At 31.4% G+C, this 17515-nt stretch carries 16 protein-coding genes, 1 pseudogene and 1 riboswitch; all 17 genes and pseudogenes read right to left on the minus strand.

The genetic code is table 11. The features are described 5' to 3' along the window. Positions 1-238 precede the first annotated feature (238 nt). On the minus strand, positions 239-1237 hold the full coding sequence (locus CC89_RS18965) for a type I phosphomannose isomerase catalytic subunit (protein ID WP_035294929.1): 999 nt from the start codon (positions 1235-1237) through the stop codon (positions 239-241). A gap of 193 nt (positions 1238-1430) precedes the next feature. Then, positions 1431-2267, minus strand: coding sequence for a PTS mannose transporter subunit IID (gene manZ, locus CC89_RS18970; RefSeq protein ID WP_035294931.1), 837 nt, complete (start codon positions 2265-2267; stop codon positions 1431-1433). 18 nt (positions 2268-2285) lie between these two features. Then, complete coding sequence (locus CC89_RS18975; protein ID WP_353601657.1) at positions 2286-3095, minus strand: PTS mannose/fructose/sorbose transporter subunit IIC; 810 nt, start codon at positions 3093-3095, stop codon at positions 2286-2288. Between the two features lie 21 nt (positions 3096-3116). After that, the gene (locus tag CC89_RS18980; protein ID WP_035294935.1) at positions 3117-3608 is read right to left on the minus strand and encodes a mannose/fructose/sorbose PTS transporter subunit IIB; all 492 of its coding nucleotides are present in this window, start codon (positions 3606-3608) and stop codon (positions 3117-3119) included. Continuing rightward, positions 3608-4027 carry a mannose/fructose/sorbose PTS transporter subunit IIA gene (locus tag CC89_RS18985; RefSeq protein WP_035294937.1) on the minus strand — a complete coding sequence of 140 codons (420 nt, stop codon included), beginning with the start codon at positions 4025-4027 and terminating at the stop codon, positions 3608-3610. The genes CC89_RS18980 and CC89_RS18985 overlap by 1 nt, the downstream gene beginning before the upstream one ends. A 579-nt stretch (positions 4028-4606) precedes the next feature. Next, positions 4607-7384: a sigma-54-dependent transcriptional regulator gene (locus CC89_RS18990; RefSeq protein WP_035294939.1), complete on the minus strand. Its 2778-nt coding sequence runs from the start codon at positions 7382-7384 to the stop codon at positions 4607-4609. Positions 7385-8063: 679 nt separating this feature from the next. Next, positions 8064-8834, minus strand: a complete 771-nt coding sequence (locus tag CC89_RS18995; RefSeq protein ID WP_035294941.1) for an amino acid ABC transporter ATP-binding protein — start codon at positions 8832-8834, stop codon at positions 8064-8066. Between the two features lie 53 nt (positions 8835-8887). Further along, positions 8888-9520 (minus strand): amino acid ABC transporter permease, encoded by a 633-nt coding sequence (locus CC89_RS19000; protein ID WP_035294943.1) that lies wholly within the window; start codon positions 9518-9520, stop codon positions 8888-8890. 300 nt (positions 9521-9820) lie between these two features. Then, positions 9821-10603 (minus strand): amino acid ABC transporter substrate-binding protein, encoded by a 783-nt coding sequence (locus CC89_RS19005; RefSeq protein ID WP_035294945.1) that lies wholly within the window; start codon positions 10601-10603, stop codon positions 9821-9823. A gap of 172 nt (positions 10604-10775) precedes the next feature. Then, on the minus strand, positions 10776-10982 hold the full coding sequence (locus CC89_RS21335; protein WP_286161415.1) for a YitT family protein: 207 nt from the start codon (positions 10980-10982) through the stop codon (positions 10776-10778). 9 nt (positions 10983-10991) lie between these two features. Beyond that, positions 10992-11624: pseudogene (locus tag CC89_RS21340) on the minus strand (YitT family protein); the annotation flags it as partial. Between the two features lie 862 nt (positions 11625-12486). Next, positions 12487-12664: riboswitch (cobalamin riboswitch) on the minus strand. A gap of 201 nt (positions 12665-12865) precedes the next feature. Continuing rightward, on the minus strand, positions 12866-13117 hold the full coding sequence (locus tag CC89_RS19015; protein ID WP_286161416.1) for a FeoC-like transcriptional regulator: 252 nt from the start codon (positions 13115-13117) through the stop codon (positions 12866-12868). A gap of 259 nt (positions 13118-13376) precedes the next feature. After that, complete coding sequence (feoB, locus tag CC89_RS19020; RefSeq protein ID WP_035294949.1) at positions 13377-15413, minus strand: ferrous iron transport protein B; 2037 nt, start codon at positions 15411-15413, stop codon at positions 13377-13379. 178 nt (positions 15414-15591) lie between these two features. Further along, positions 15592-15819 (minus strand): FeoA family protein, encoded by a 228-nt coding sequence (locus CC89_RS19025; RefSeq protein ID WP_035294951.1) that lies wholly within the window; start codon positions 15817-15819, stop codon positions 15592-15594. A 122-nt stretch (positions 15820-15941) separates the two neighbouring features. Then, the gene (locus CC89_RS19030) at positions 15942-16178 is read right to left on the minus strand and encodes a FeoA family protein (RefSeq protein WP_035294953.1); all 237 of its coding nucleotides are present in this window, start codon (positions 16176-16178) and stop codon (positions 15942-15944) included. Between the two features lie 694 nt (positions 16179-16872). After that, a complete protein-coding gene (locus tag CC89_RS19035; protein WP_035294955.1) occupies positions 16873-17088 on the minus strand; it encodes a DUF2922 domain-containing protein in 216 nt (71 codons plus the stop codon). Between the two features lie 39 nt (positions 17089-17127). After that, a complete protein-coding gene (locus CC89_RS19040; RefSeq protein ID WP_035294958.1) occupies positions 17128-17352 on the minus strand; it encodes a DUF1659 domain-containing protein in 225 nt (74 codons plus the stop codon). Between the last annotated feature and the right edge of the window lie 163 nt (positions 17353-17515).

The following is a 17515-nucleotide window of genomic DNA, read 5'->3' on the forward strand; positions in this document are numbered from 1 at the left end:
GAAACCCTTTAGCCTCTATAATATTAGAACCCCTCCAAAACAATACCCATTTGCACCATTATACCACTTTTTGAATTTTTCTGAATTTTCCCATAATATATTTGCACTTTAATTTTTCCATAGTTTCATGGAAATACCATTGTTTTTCAGCTTTTATCTCCATTTCTAGTGCACCACAAAAAGCATTACATTACCTGAATTATACCTTATTGTGGTTTAATCATTTAATGATTATTTACTATTCTATTTCTTGCAAAATTTCTTTTTCTACCTTCTCTATATTTGGAAGATAACTTTTTAAAAGTTTCATTTTCCCCTTTAATGTATATTCCCCAAGAAAAGCAGGTATTAAAATACTATCTCCTTTCCTTATAATTTCTTTTTCCTGTTTTATAGCTTTTTTTCCACTATTATATAAAATCTCTCCTTGACCTTCTACGCAAGTAAAAGCAAAAAATCTCTCTTCATCACTTTTTTCAGCACATTGTTTTTCTATGTTATATAATTCTAAAGAGAAATCCTTACAGAGACATAAATAGTTCTTTTCATACCCTGACTTTTTAACTTTTATTCCATCTCTTTTCTTTCCTTGTAAATTTAAATCTATAACATCCAGTGCTTTTTCTATGTGTAGTTCTCTTCCTCTGTTATAGTCATAAACTCTATATGTAGTATCACTATTTTGCTGTATTTCCGCTATTATAACCCCTTCTCCTATGGCATGAATAAGTCCACTTTTTACAAAATAAACATCACCTTTTTTAACAGGTATTCTATTCATATATTCGTCTGAATTTCCACTTTCCACTGCTTTTTGAAATTGTTCCTTGGTGCAATTTTCCTTAGTACCTACTACTAAATTAGCTCCTTCAAAAGCCTCTACCACATACCAAACCTCGGTTTTTCCCATTTCTCCCTCAACTTCTTTTGCATAGGTATCATTTGGATGCACCTGTACAGAAAGTTTATCCTTTGCATTTATAAGCTTTATTAAAAGAGGAAACCATTCTTTATGAATTTTAGTTCCTATAACTTTCTCATGACATTTTTCTATAAGTTCATCTAGTCTCATTCCTTTAAATTTTCCATTAGCTACTACACTGGTGCCATTTTTATGACAAGCTATATCCCAGCTTTCACCTATATTGCCTTCTGGAAGGTTATCTCTAAATTCTTCTAAATCCCTTCCGCCCCATATTTTTTCATAATATAAATTTTCAAATTTTAATGGATACATAATATCACTCCCTATTGTCTCTATAATAACATTATATTATTTTATCACAAAAAGGTATTACACTACTCTAATTATGAAATTTCACAATTCACCACATTGCATCTTTTGAAGTTTAATCATAGATATTTAATACTCAATACTCAATGGAAAAAGGGCTAGAATCTTACTTCCAGCCCTTTCTTAAAATTGTTAACTATGCTAACCAGCCAAGTTTGAATCCTATTATACCTATAGCGAACAATCCAAATATTATCCAAATTGGATTTACCTTTTTCTTTAAAAGTTTCATACATAAGAATGTTAATAATAATGGTACTAATCCTGGTAATAGTTGATCTAGTATGCCCTGAACTGTAGTTTCAATAACTTTACCTTGTTGATTAGTTACTTTAGATATAACTACTGGTATGTTTAAGGTAGTCCATTTGCTTACTAATGCTCCCATTACAAATAATCCAAGTATTGAAGCTCCTTCTGTTAATTTTTGAAGTCTGTTTCCACCCATGTCTTTAACTATATCAGTACCCTTTTTATATCCATACTCTATTCCATACCATCTAAAGCCTAAACGAATTACGTTAAATAATAGGAAGAATAGTAAAGGTCCAAGTATGCTGCCACCTTGAGCTAAAGATGCACCAAGAGCTGCAACTACTGGTCTTAAAGTCCCCCAAAATATTGGGTCACCAACTCCTGCCAAAGGTCCCATAAGGCCTATCTTTACACCGTTTATAACACCATCGTCTATGTCGGCGCCATTAGCTCTTTGCTCTTCCATAGCTGATGTAACTCCAAGAATTGGAGCTGTTACGAATGGTTGAGTGTTGAAGAATTCTAAGTGTCTTTTTAATGCTTTCTTTCTCTCTTCACCTTGATACAATCTTTTTATTATTGGTATCATTGCAAAACAATATCCTAATGCCTGCATTCTTTCAAAGTTCCAGGAACCTTGGTGGAAATTTGAACGAATGAACATATTTATACGATCTTTTTTAGTTATTTTCTTTTCTAATTCCTTATAATTTTCCATCCTTAACCCTCCTTCTTCCTAATCTAATTCATCGTCTAGATCATCATCTAAATTTGATTGTACAGCTCCTGCAGGTACCGCTGCTACTTCTACCTTGCTGTACTTTGGATTTAACTGAATGTATACTATAGCAAACACTGTTCCTATAATTCCTAGAGCAACTAAGTTAAAGTTTGTAAATGCTGCCACTACGAAGCCTAAGAAGAAAAATGGCATTAAGTATTTTGCTTCCATCATATTTATAACCATGGCATATCCCACAACTACTATGAATCCACCAGCAACCCCAAGTCCTCCAGTAATCCAATCTGGTATTGCATTAAGCATATTTTGTACCACATTTGTTCCAACAAACATAGCTACCAAAAGTGATGGTATTGCCACACGCAATGCTTGTATTGCCAATGCTCCTATATGACATCTATCTATTCCAGCTATGTTTCCATCTTCAGCATATTTATCAGCTCTGTGCTGGAATACAACGGTTAAAGTTCTTGCAAATATAGTTAAAACTTGCCCTGCAGCTGCTATTGGAATTGCCACTGCTATACCAGCTCCTATGCTTTGCTTTCCTGCTATAACTATTACAGCAGAAACAATACTTGCAAGAGCTGCATCTGGTGCCATAGCTGCTCCTACGTTCATCCAGCCTAAGGCCATCATCTCAAGAGTTCCACCTATTATAATACCTGTCTTTAAGTCTCCCAATACAAGTCCAATTAATGTACATGCTACTAGCGGTCTATGGGTTTGAAATTCATCTAAAACACTACCCATACCAGCAATACATGCAACTATAAATACCAATATAATCTGTATAGTGCTAATTCCCATTATTTAGCCCTCCTTTTATTTTTGAATTAAGTTTTGTATTAATGGCATTATGTCTGCTTTTGAATCTGCAGCAACTTTTCTTATTTCAAGTTCTATTCCTTTTTCACTAAGCTTTTTAAATGCTTCTATATCCTTATCATCTACAGAAACTGCTCCTGTTATTTTTTTCTTTCCTTCTTTGAAAGACATACCACCTATATTTACACTTTTAATATCTACTCCATTTTCTACTAAAGTTAAAACGTCTGATGGGTTTGTAAAAAGAAACATAACTTTGTCATTTTCATATTTAGGATTGTTGTAAACTCTTACTGCTTTTGCTAAATCAACTACATGTGCCTTTATTCCTGGAGGCGCCACCTGTGTTAATAAGGTTTTTCTTATGTCATCATTAGCCACATCATCATTGCAAACTATTATTCTTGTGCATTTAGTTTCCTTTGTCCATATAGTTGCTACCTGTCCGTGAATTAATCTATCATCTATTCTTGCTAATACAATATTCATTATAAATCATCCTCCTCTTGTGAATTCATTACTTCTTTAAAAGCCTTTATGCTTTCTATTCCACTATTTTTAGCTACATTAACTAGTTCTTCTAAATTTGAAAAACCTCTTGATCCATAAACTTCTAAAAGCATTGGTAAATTTACACCTGTTATTATGTCCATATTTTCTTTTCCTATTGCAATTCTACTAGCCGCATTAAATGGACTTCCTCCAAAAAGATCTACCATGAAAAGCACTCCATCCTTAGTATCTAAAGTAGTTAAAAGCTCATTATACTTATTGATAAGATCTTCTGAACCTTCACCTGGCTTAAAAGTTACATATCCTACATTTTCTTGTTTTCCAAAAATCATTTCTGATGACTTAACTAATTCCTCTGAAAAATTACCATGGGTTCCTATTATTATAGCTGTCATTTTTTTCCTCCCTTTATATTGATCTGACTTTAACTTTTTTACATATTATTTTTTGTACCAAACTATAAATTGCTCTGTAATTCTTTTATCTGTTTTTGAAATTTATTTTTATCTTTAGTATTTTTATATCTACTATTTTTATCCTTAGTATTTTATCTTTAACTTTTATTATCTTTTTAATTTATTTTTGCTTACTTTTTTAAATTTATGCCTTGCTTAAGCCTTTCCTTCATATTAATTATTTCTTATGCATATATCTATAGCAAAGCTTGTGCCAAAAAAGTGTATCAAAAAAACGTCTTTAGTAGATCTTTTTTAATATCTAACTTAAAGACGCATTATTTTTTTATTTTTTTAAATTTTAATACATTAATTTAATTTTTGATACACTATTTCTAATTTCAATACGCTTTATAACTCTTTTAATCCCATTACCTTTTATTTTAATACTGTATTACTTCTTACTTATTACTTATTATTTATTATTTATTATTTATCACTTATTCAACTTTCGTAGTTATAAAATAAAAATGTAAAATTGAAAATTTAAATCCTTATTGTTATTTATTTGAATGTACCTTACATAAACATTTCAACTATATAATAAATTTCATCTTCTGTCAGTTCTAAATTTATACTTTCTTTAAATATAGCACAAGCAGACTTTACTTTTATGAGCTTATCCTTATCCAATTTTTCTTTATCGTACTTATACTCTAAGCCGTCTTTTATAACCATTCTCTCTAGAGCACAGGCAACATGGAGAATTATTCTTATTTTCATAGAATTTGAAAACTCTTTTTCCATGACTTTTTCTAATACACTTACAAATCTTATCAATACACTTATTATTTTTTCTGGATTTAGATATGTTAAAAACTGTTTTAAACTATCTTCACATAGCTCTCTAACTACTACATTTTGTTCTTTTTCAGTTTCAGTTTCTTCTTTATTTCCCCTTATTATGTTTTTAATTATTTTTTCCCCTTCTCCATTTATTAATGATTCTAATGATATAAAGGGAGCTTCTATTTCTGGATTTACTGCTCCTACTGTAGCTAAAATAGGGAAATCTTCAGATATTTTCTCCAAATCCTCTTTCATATTCTTAATGCCTATTGGTATTATGTTCACTGGTTTTTCTGATACATTTGTTACAATATCCTCTACTAGCTTTTTAAGTTTTAGTGCCGCTCCTTCACCTGTTGTACACAAGGTTACTATTACCCCATCACTAGATTTAGACTTCTCTTGAATTTTATTAGAGTATCCTTTGAAATCTTTTAGAGAATTGTATACACTTTCCAAATCCATATCAAATATATTAGACTTTCTAACTGCCTCTAAAACTATAGGGGTGGATACCATATCTATAGTTTTAATTTTTATGCCAGTTTTTTCAGATATTATACTTCCAAACCCTGTAAGAGAGCCCATGTCTACTAGTATTAGCACGCCTTTTCCCCTATCTATTTCCTTTACCTTTTGAGTCATTTCCTCCAAAATTTCCTTAGGACTTATTTCTAGTGGCATATCTATAGCCTCTACATTCTCCTCTTCTAAAAGTTTTTGAACTACTCCCACCATGCTGCTGGCAGTGCTGCTGCCATGAGTTGCTACTATTATTCCCACTCTACCAGTATTACCAGTATCCTGAATGGAATTTAAAAGCAGCGTTAAATATATAACCTCCACCTTTGGAACTTTTACTTTATATCTTTCCTCTATCATGCTCTTGACTTCTACCGCAACCTTGTACTCCATGGGATTATCTTTTATTATGCTGTCTACATTTGTGTATTTCAGCTCCGTTTTTTTATTCATTCTATTAAAAAATGCGCTTAAATGAAGACTCAAAGCATACAAAAATCTATCATTAAATTTTTTATTTAGTCTTTTCTCTGCAAGCTTTTGTACTTCTTCTGAGAACTTTAATATATGATCATCCACTATCTTTAATATTCTCTCTCTATTTTTTCCATCATTTTTAAATTTATCATAAAAACATCTAATATGTACATTTATATCTGTAGTTATGAATTTATTTATATTTTCATCATCCATGCCTTCTTCTTTTAAAATAGATGCTTTGTCTTCTATTATTTTATAAAGATTAAATGGAGGTTCATAAGGATCCTCCTCTATAAGTTCTTTATATCCTTGTGGTGTTATTACTATATCTGAAGGCATAATTCTCCATAGTTCTTCTGACTCTTTCCTCTTAGCTCCCATGGAAATAAGTCCGCTTTTGATATTGTTTGGCAGGGTTTTAAAATCTATTTCTATATAATTATCTGTATTTATGCTATTTAAAAAACCTTGGGCACATATAAGCTGAATATTAGATTTAAGCTGACCTATATTGCCATAGGACGTACTTCCTATCAATGCCTTTACTGCTTCAGAAGTGATTTTTATAGGTTTATTTACCCTGTGGGCTTCGTTGGATAAAAGGTGTTTTATTATATCCACCTTATCTTCCATAGGTCTTTCGTCAAAATTAGGAATAGTGATGGTAATAGGTATCCTTCTTATAAATGTCTTTAAAAGCGCTGAGGTAGGATCTTCTGTAGTAGCTCCTATTATGAAAACATTTGCCCTTCTTTTTCTTTCAGTTTCTCCTAATTTATTATAGGTGCCTGTATCCATGAAATAAAATAGCATTTCCTGACCCTCAGGAGGTAATCTGTGAATTTCATCTAAAAAAAGTATTCCTCCATTAGCTTTTTCCACCAAGCCCTGCTTTTCTGTATCCGCTCCAGTAAAAGCTCCTTTAATATATCCAAATACATGAGATAATAAAAGCTGAGGATTATTATAATAGTCTGCACAATTGAAAACTACAAAAGGTGCATCCTTTGGCAATCTATCTATGTATCTGGCATAGTTATACATCATATTTGCAAATAAAGTTTTTCCAACCCCTGTTTGACCTACTATCAAAGTATGTAACCCATTAGGCGGATATAGTATAGCTGCCTTCGCCTGCTCTATTTGATTCTTAAGACTATTTTCAGCTCCTATAAGGTAGTGAAAAGGAGATTTTTCCTCTTTAATTTCACCTTTTCCCAAAATTTTATTTATACTATCCACTTCTAAAAGCTCTTCCGGTATTTTTTTCTGTATCAAGCTTTCAATACTTTTTCTATGAAAATATAATACCGGTCTACCTTTTATTTTAATAAGTTTGCCCATTCTACAAAGTTCATTTAGTTCTTTACTTGCATTATTTCTAAGTATGTCCAAGTCTTCTCCTATTTCCTGAGCACTAAAGCCACCTACTTCTCTAAGCTCATCCATAGAAGTATTTTCTGACCTTTCTTTTATATAATTGTATATTTTATCTATTCTTTTCACCGCTCCACCTTCTTTCCTTACAATAACTTTAATACACTAGGTAGTATTTAGTTTTCCATTCCTAGTCTCCAATACTATTATTCAATCATAGCTATAATTAGTATCCAGTGTCTAGAATCTATTTATTATTTTATATATTAATACAATTTTAATACACTAAAGTGTATTATTCAATAGTAGCAAAAAATGCAAAAAAAAATTTCCAGAAGCTTTGGGGTACTTCTGGAAAACATTCGGGAAAAGGGAGATAGTGTATCGAGCATTAAATTCGCCCTACATTATCTTTCCTAATTGGTGTAGCAAATTTGATTACCTATTTAATATTATACTCAAAAGAAATTTTTTTGAGTTACAAAATAGTATTAAAAAGGTTACAAAATTATTAAAAACATTCTCATATATGTATTATGATTAACCCACAATAAGGTACAATGTGGTGAAATTATGAAATTTCTCCTCCATAACTTTAATAAGAGCTTGGAACAATAAATTTCATTTAAAAAAATTGAGTTTTTAATAATATTTTGTAAATTTATATTTAATTTTATATTATTTCCTTGGAAATGGTATGTAAATATCTAAATTTATAATTCTACTTTCTTTTATCTACAAAACCCGTCTGCAATATGGTAATAAATTACATGTTGTAACAAGATATTTCCCCGGAAAAGTTACTAACTTAACTTTCGCAGTTATAAAATATAAATTCAAAAAATCCCTTTATTCTTGTATTGACCGTATTTTTCATTTTTTCAGGAGTTGAATCTTCTAGTATTTCTCCCTTGTCCATAAATACCATTCTATTACTTACTTCTAGAGCAAAGGCTATTTCATGAGTGACTATAATCATAGTTTTACCACTTTCCTTAGCAAGTTTACTTATGACCTGCAGAACTTCCCTAACAAGCTCTGGATCTAAAGCTGATGTGGGCTCATCAAATAAAAGTACATCTGGATTCATAGCAAGAGCCCTAGCTATAGCAACTCTTTGCTTTTGTCCTCCTGAAAGCTCACAGGGATATGAATGCTTTTTATCCAAAAGTCCTACCATGGAAAGAAGCTCTTGGCAATTTTTTTCTGCTTTCTCCCTAGGCATCTTTTTTACCACCCGTGGAGCCTCCATGATATTTTCCATCACTGTTTTATGAGGAAATAAGTTAAAGTTTTGAAACACCATACCAATACTTTTAAGAGAGTTATTTAATACATCCTTTTCGACTTTTTCCTTTTTCCCCTGCTTTATATTAACTATTGTTTTTTCTTTAATCTCTATTATACCTTCATCTATTTCTTCAAGTTTTATTATTGACCTTAACAAAGTACTTTTACCACTGCCTGATGGTCCTATTATGCTTACTATTTCTCCTGATTTTACATTTAAATTTATACCCTTCAATACCTTTAAAGCCCCAAAGCTTTTACTTACATTAACTAAATTTATAGCATTCATTTATACCACTCTCCACAAATCTATTTTTCCTTGCAACTACTCTATGAAAAACCTTATTTAGAAATGGCTAATTTATTATTTTTCTCTAGCCTTCTAAAGAATATTACAATCAAAGAGCTTATACCTAAGTATATAATTGCAGCTATAAAAAAAGGTACTATGGTAAATTCTCTAGTTACTATTTCTTTAGAATTTCTAAGGATTTCCCCCATACCTATTACCGTTACCAGTGCAGTATCTTTTACTAAATTTATAGCTTCATTGCAAATAGAAGGTATAATTCTTAAGAATGCCTGAGGAAGTATTATTCTCCTCATGGTCTCTACATAATTCATGCCTAAAACCTTAGCTCCTTCATATTGACCTTGGTCTATGGACAGTACACCTCCTCTTATTATTTCTGCAAAATAAGCTGAGTAATTTAGTATAAAGGTAATTAATGCTGCTGAAAATTCCGTAAGCTTTATACCAAGCACTGGAAGCCCGTAGTATAAAAAAAACAGTTGTAATAGCAGCGGCGTCCCCCTAAAAATCCATGTGTAAATTCCAAGTACCTTTTCAAAGGGCTTAAAAGTTTTTGCCAAAGCTATTATAGTGCCTAAAGGTATTGATAAAACTATAGTTAATGCATATAGCTTTAAAGTAACAATACCGCCTTTTAATATATAAATTATCATCTTATCCATTAAAAATTACCTTCCTTTCTCTGTCATGATTATCCTACAAAGCTCCTTACACTACTTGAATTATGAAATTTCTCTGGAATGACTTGCATAAGAAGCGAAGGAACTGTTTAAATTTAATTTTAGAAATTCTTCTTTTAGGCAGATAAAATTATCGTAAGCCTGGCAAGGACGCCAGGCTAGTGAACCTGAAGCAGGACGCTGAATGTGAACGTTAGATAATTTTATATGGCTAAAGGATTAGAATTTCTTAAATTAAATTTATTGTTCCAAGCTCTTATGCAAGTCATGGAGGAGAAATTTCTACTTTTCTCCAAACCATTTCTTATATATTGTATTCATAGTTCCATCTTCTTTTATCTGCTTTAAAGCCTTGTCTATTTTTGCACCAAATTCTGTATCATTTTTTCTATAACCTACACCGTATTCTTCTTCTCCAAAATTATCTTCTAATATTTTATAATCCCCTGGCTTTTTGCTAATATAATATCTAGCCACCACTTCATCTATAACCACTGCACTTACACGCTGATATTTTAAATCCATAAGAGCTTCTGTGTTGTTTGAGTATTTCTTTATTTCTTTTATTCCCTTAACTAAATCTGTTTCTTTATTTAAAGCTTCATCACTGCTGCTGCCCATTTGAACTGCTACTACTTTGCCATTTAAATCTTTTTTGCTTTTTATATTGGAGTTCTTCGATACCACAATTATCTGTCTGTTTTTTAAATAGCTTTCCGAAAAACCTATCTTTTCTTTTCTCTCCTCAGTTATAGTAAGTCCATTCCATATAAGATCTATGTCCTTATTGTTTAAACTTAAAAGTATTCCATCCCAATCCACTGGCTTAAATTCCACTGAAAGGCCTGTCCTCTTACTAACCTCTTTAGCTAAATCAATGTCAAATCCAACAATTTCGCCATTTTCATCTCTAAAACCCATAGGAGGAAAGCTGTCATCCAATCCTACTACAAACTTATCTTTAGAGCTTCCTTTTGAGCTGCTATGGTCTTTATTCACCCCACAACCTGCCAATAATGCACTTACTAATAAAACTGCAACTAATGCTAATACCACCTTTTTCATCTTTCCATCCCCTTTCAATAACATTTAATAATCAGTAGTTAAGAATTAACAATTAAGAACTAAGCATTAATCATTAATTCAATTCATGTTTTTTATTATACTTTATCATGGTAAAGTTGTAAAGTGAGAAATTGTAGAAAAAAGCACCTTAGTGCATTTCTGCTACTAGGTGCTATATTGCTGGTGTAAAAAATCCTTTGCCCTTTATCTCCTGTGCTTGCGATATAGATATAAGAGCTGATGAATCTATAGATTCTGTTAATTTTTTTACCTTATTAAGTTGGCTATTAGTCATAAGACAATAAATTATTTTCTTTCGGTTACCAGTATAACCGCCCTCTCCGTATAGATAAGTGGTACCTCTGCCTGTTGCCTCCATAATGGCATCAGACACTTCCTTTTCTTTTTCTGTAACTATTATAACTATATTTTGTTTATCGAAACCCTTCATTACCTTTTCCATGACCACACCAGTTACATACATTAATACTAAAGTGTACAATGTATTCTGCAGTCCTATAACAAAAGCTCCTAGTAATACTGTTATACCATTTATTAAGAAAAATAATTTTGCCACATCTGCCCCTGTATTTTTTCTTATAATTACCATAATTATATCCGTACCACCTAAAGAAGCTCTATGCTTAAATATCAGTCCCAATCCATAGCCTGTGATTATGGAGCCAAAGAGTGTAGCTATATTTATATCTTTTACAATTACATAATTTGATAAATCCTTTGTTAAAATCAAAAAAACCGATACAGATACAGCTCCTACAGCACTATACAATATAAAATCCAAATCTATTTTTCTGTATCCAATTATAAATAACGGTATATTTATTATGAATATCCAATATCCTGAAGGTATTTTAGTTATATACTGACCCATAAGAGATATTCATGCCACCCCTCCACTTAAAAGCTTATGTGGTGTAATAAATATATTAGTTCCCACTGCATATATAAAGGTTCCTAAAACTATAAAAAGTATTCTAATTAAAAACTTTTTATCTCTCAACCCATCTTCCTCCTTTAAATCTAACTACTTCTACACATGCTAATTGTATTGCAGAAATTAACAAAACACAAGCAATTTATACTTCAACAATGGCTAAAAAGTTTATATTTTCTCGTGAAATCACGCTCTTATTATTTAAATCATACTTAAATATATTTTATATTTTTATGTCTCATTAAATTATTTTAACATATACTGATATTAAATTTTATGTTCCCCGCATCTACATATTCCAAAGAATGTTAGGTTATCCTCTAAAAGTATAAAACTCCCTTAGGAGCTATTTAGAATTTAGAATTGAAAACCTTCACTCATCTAATGTAGCTCTTGAAATATTTATGTACGAAAGTTGAGTAAATAAAAAAGAGCACCTCCATATATTAATACAGAGATGCTGTAATTGGTCAGTAGTTGGAAAAGAAAACTTTGAATCTTTTACAATTTATACTTAATAAGTTGGGAGTAAGTTTTTTCTGACCAATATTGTAACTTTTTTATATAAAAACCTTAATAGGCTTTAAAAGGCTTATTTAAAATATTAATTTTTGATTTCTTAGCATGTACTCGCTTTTTTTATATTGTGCTTATTTTTTTCTTTGAGCTTGTTTTACTTTGTTCTTATTTTTACTTTGTTCTTATTTTTGCTTTATGCTTATTTTTGCTTCGTGATTGTTTTTACGTTGTTCTTACTTTGCTAAAAACAACAAAATAAAAAAGACCCCTTGCGAAGTCTTTACAGTATACAATAGTTTTGTAACAATACTTTATATTTTTAAATGCACAAACATAATTTTCCTTAATAAATATTATTATAGTGCATAATTGTTACTATTATATTCCTGAAATCCTTCCCACCGAAAGATTGTTACAGAAGTTCAAGGCAGGTCTCCTGGCTCTAGTTTCTTTCTCCTCTTGCCTTCCCAGTTTTAAAACCAGTGGCTATAAGATTCGTCCACTATTACAGTAGCGGGGGCTGCTGTGGTATTTCACCACATTCCCTTTTAATTTCCTAAAAGAAAACCCAAAACTTATTAATTCAATATTTAATTTTTATTATGGCTTAATTGTAATACTTTAATGTGCATATTTCAACATTCATATTATTGTTATATACCACTAATAGTTTCATTAATCCTATTTAATCTCTATTATGATAAGATTATCTTTAATTTTCGGTCCACTATAACCTTCCATTAAGGTCATTATAGTTCCATTGAAGGTCCACTATTCACCATTCACTATTACAATCGTAGTTTGCCTTTTTCTGTTACCCTTATAAAATTCACATTGGAATTATTAGAAGAGCAGCAGCAAGCTTTTGCACAACCCTTACAGCCTCCAGCGCATGCCTCTTCTTTTACCCTTTCTATATATCCCATTCTAAAAAGTTGTTCTACCATTTCCTCTAAAAAGCTTTCAGTTATACCTAGTTCCTTGGCTATAGATTTTTTAGAATAAAATCCTTTATTTCCTATTATCTTTAGTAATTTCATTAACAACAAAATCCCCTCCTCATAATTCTACATTCTCTTTTACCCAATTAGGTACATGAAAAGAAATAACAAGTCAAAGATGCTAGTATATTTTGTGTCAGACAAGGAATCAGGTTCCGCCGCTAGTAGGACTATCGGCGGGTTCTGCTGACGCAGTATGACGCAAAATAGACTAGCATACTGACTTATTATTTATTTGAATGTGCCTTACATATTTCTATATTTTATTAATCTAATAACTAAGGATTAGGGACTAAAATTAAAGTCCCAATAATGTTCCCACTTGGAATATAAGTACTGCAAATACCCAGGCTATAGCAAAGCTGTATACTGCTGAGAAAATAGTCCATTTTACAGAGTTAGTTTCCTTTTTCACTGCTCCTAATGCTGCGGCACATGGTGTGTATAGAAGATTCATAACCATGAATGCGTAAGCGGATAGTGGAGTAAATACCTCTTTTAATGCCATGGCTAATTTAACCCCTTCATCTCCTCCAGCATATATACCACCTAATGTAGTAACTACTGTTTCCTTTGCTAATATACCTGTTACTAGGGAAACACCTGCTTGCCATGTACCAAAGCCTGCTGGTTTAAATATAGGAGCTACAAATCCACCTATTCTTCCAAGTATGCTTTCTGCACTTCCTGGCTCTACTCCCAATGGGAAGTTACTTAAGAAGAATACTAATATTACTACTCCAAATATTATGGTTCCTGCCTTTTTAACGAAGGCTGCTGCTTTTTCCCACATGTGAGTAAGTATGCTCTTTCCTGTAGGAATTCTATATGGAGGCAATTCCATTACAAAGTATGAATTTTCACCCTTAAATAAAGTACTGCTTAAAAATTTTCCTGCTACTATAGCTACTATGATTCCTAATGCATATAATGAAAATATTACTATACCTGCACCTGAGAAAGGTCCTACCTTAGTCTCTCCAAAGAAAGCTCCAGCAAATAGTGCATATACTGGAAGTCTAGCACTACAAGATACAAAAGGATTTATAAGTATGGCAACCATTCTATCTTTTTTGCTTTCCAAAGTTCTTGTAGACATTATTCCTGCTATATTACAACCTGAACCTATTATCATAGATACAGCTGTCTTACCATGAAGTCCTATAGAAGTCATGAATCTATCCATAACATAAGCCGCTCTAGCCATATACCCTACATCTTCTAGTAAAGAAATTAATAAATACATTACTAATATGAGTGGTACAAATGGAAATATAGATCCTAAGCCGCCTATAACTCCTTCAACTATAAATCTTCCAAACATATTATCTGGTACCAACGTACCTGCCCACTCTGATAAAGCCTCAAATGCAGTTTCTACATACCCTCCTAAAAAATCGTTACCAAATTTCATAGTAATTTGATAAACAAAGAACATAATTACTGCAAATATAGGTATGCCCAGCCACTTATTAGTTACAACCTTGTCTATCTTATCTGTTAGCGTATCCTTATTTTCATCTTTTCTTAAAATGGCACCCTCTGTTACTTTTCCAATAAATTCATACTTTTTATCTATTATAAGTGCTTCTGGCTCATATCCAACAGCTTTGGTTACAATATCTGCGCCACTTTCAACCTTTTTTAAAATTTTATCCCCACAGGATTTTGATTTTATAAGTTCTACTATTTTATTGTCGTTTTCAAATAGCTTTATAGCCATCCAATTTAAAGGATAAGAATTTTTCTCCACGCAAGCTGAAATTTCATTTTGCACCTGCAATATTTGATTCTCCATATCCTTTCCGTATTCTATCTTAAAGCCTTGTTTTTTCTTATTATTGCTTAATTTAATAACTTCTTCTATAAGTTTATCTATACCTTCTTTTTTTGTTGCAACTATAGGAACTACTGGAACTCCTAATCTCTTAGATATCTTATTTATATCTATTTTTATATCCTTATTTTCCGCTTCATCCATCATATTTAAAGCTACTACTACATTAGGATTTATTTCTAATATTTGAGTAGTCAAATATAAATTTCTCTCTACATTAGTGGCATCTACTACATTTATTATTACATCTGCATCTCCATCCAGTATAAAGTTACGAGCCACCACTTCATCCTCTGAATAAGCCCCAAGACTATATGTTCCTGGCAAGTCTACAATATTAAGTATTTCATTTTCCCGTTTAAGCTTTCCTTCCTTTTTTTCTACTGTTACACCCGGCCAATTACCTACGTGCTGTCTTGCTCCTGTAAGAGCATTGAAAAGACTGGTCTTTCCGCAGTTAGGGTTCCCCGCTAATGCCACTATTATTTCCTTATTCAACTAAATCACACCCCTTATTTATAATAAATTTAGTTCATCATTCCAGATGAACATTAACATTCACATTAAAATGAAGCTTGAAATTAATATTGATACTCATTCTCAATATTACGTCAAAAAAAATATTATTTTCAATATTCTTCTTCTTTATTCTAATAAATAAAATTTAAAAATTTTCCTATCCCGCTGCCACCATTATTTTTGTAGCCATACTTCTGCCTATTATAATTCTTCCATCACCTATTTTTACAATTATAGGTCCTACATCATTTCTCATAACTTTTATTTTGCTTCCGTTCACAAAACCCATTTCCTTAAGCTTTTTACACATACATTCCCCACCGTTTATATCTGTAATAGTTAGGTTTTGTCCTATATTAGCAAAAGTTAAAGGCATTCCTTTCATATTGCTCACCCTTTCTTCTCTTAACTTTAATTTATATCATACCTAACAACTCTATCAATCCATCTTCCATGAGATGAAAATTATATTAAAATTATAGTCAACATAACCCTTAATAAGTTATTCTAAGCTGTAATTTCCACTAAAATATCACTGGCTTCTGATTTCCTTAAAGTAAGCTTATACCCTCTTAATTTTATCTCTATAGGATCTCCCATAGGTGCTTTTCCTTCTACTGTAAGCTTTGTTCCTGGAAGTATTCCCATATCCATTAACCTTCTTTTAACTGAACTTTCTTTTGAAATTGTAACTACACTTCCCTGCTCTCCTATAGAAAGCTCATCTAAAAATTTACTCTTCATAAAATATTTCCCCCCATCTTAATTTTAATTCTTAAATTCCTATATTATTTACTCTTGCGCATAACGCCCATTTCACAACATGAATACCATATGTGATGCCGACATATACCCAATGGCTCTCATGTCATATATAATGCTCATTCTACAGCTGGACACTATTAATTTAATATGTAACTCATTGATAATGATTTTCATTACTATCTACTCCATCATTATATCATTTATTTTTATTTTGTAAATAGTATTTTATGATTAACCCACAATAAGTATTACATTGCTTGAATTATGAAATTTCTCTGGAATGAGTTGCATAAGAAGCGAAGGAACTATTTAAATTTAATTTTAGAAATTCTTCTTTTAGACAGATAAAATTATCGTAAGCCTTAAAAGGACGCCAGGCTAGCGAACCTGAGGCAGGACGCTGAATGTGAGCGTTAGATAATTTTATATGGCTAAAAGATTAGAATTTCTTAAATTAAATTTATTGTTCCAAGCTCTTATGCAACTCATGGAGGAGAAATTTCATAATTCCATTACATTCTACCTTATTGTGGGTTAATCATTTTATAATTTATTTGCAAAATCTCTGGTGAGGCTTAATTGCAAAACTAAATTCTACTCCTATATACTAAAACAGTAGCATTTAATTATACAAAAATAAGGGAGGGGTACTCCCCTCCCTCTCCTTTTCTAACTAAAATTTAATTTCTTCAACTGTGCTGCTTACTATTTCTGCTCTATCCTTAGTTACAAGATCTCCAGCAGATAATTTAAATATATTCTTTTGAATCACTAAATCCATTATCCCCTCTATCTTCTCCTGGGTTATATCTTCCTTTACATCTTTTAGCCTTAAAGATACTTTTTTTCTATCCTGATCTATAAAGTACATAACTAAATCTCTAGCCATTTAAAATCCCCCCTTATTCTTAATTACTGCAATATCTACCTAACCATTTATTACTGTACTAGTGTCTTCCTTTAAGATTTCTTTAACCGGGTACACTATAAGAGCTGACATTGCTTCAGCTATATCAAATATATCCTGAGCTGTAGCTGTGATTTTCACTTTAGAAAATCTTTGAGTTTTACACACTTCTTTTCCCTCTAAAGTAGTTGACACTACCTTCCTTAAAATCAAGGAACTTCCGATTTTGTTTTCCATAGCTGCCATAGAATCATCCCCTTTCACTATCTAAATATGCCTATATAACCTTTTTTACACTTAAAATGTAATTTGCATTATATGATTAAATCACAAAAAGCATTACATTACTTGAATTATAAAATTTCTCCTCCCTGACTTGCATAAGAGTTCGGAACAATAAATTTAAACA

Origin of the sequence: Clostridium sp. KNHs214 (genome assembly GCF_000744935.1) — a bacterium.
Classification (GTDB): domain Bacteria; phylum Bacillota; class Clostridia; order Clostridiales; family Clostridiaceae; genus Haloimpatiens.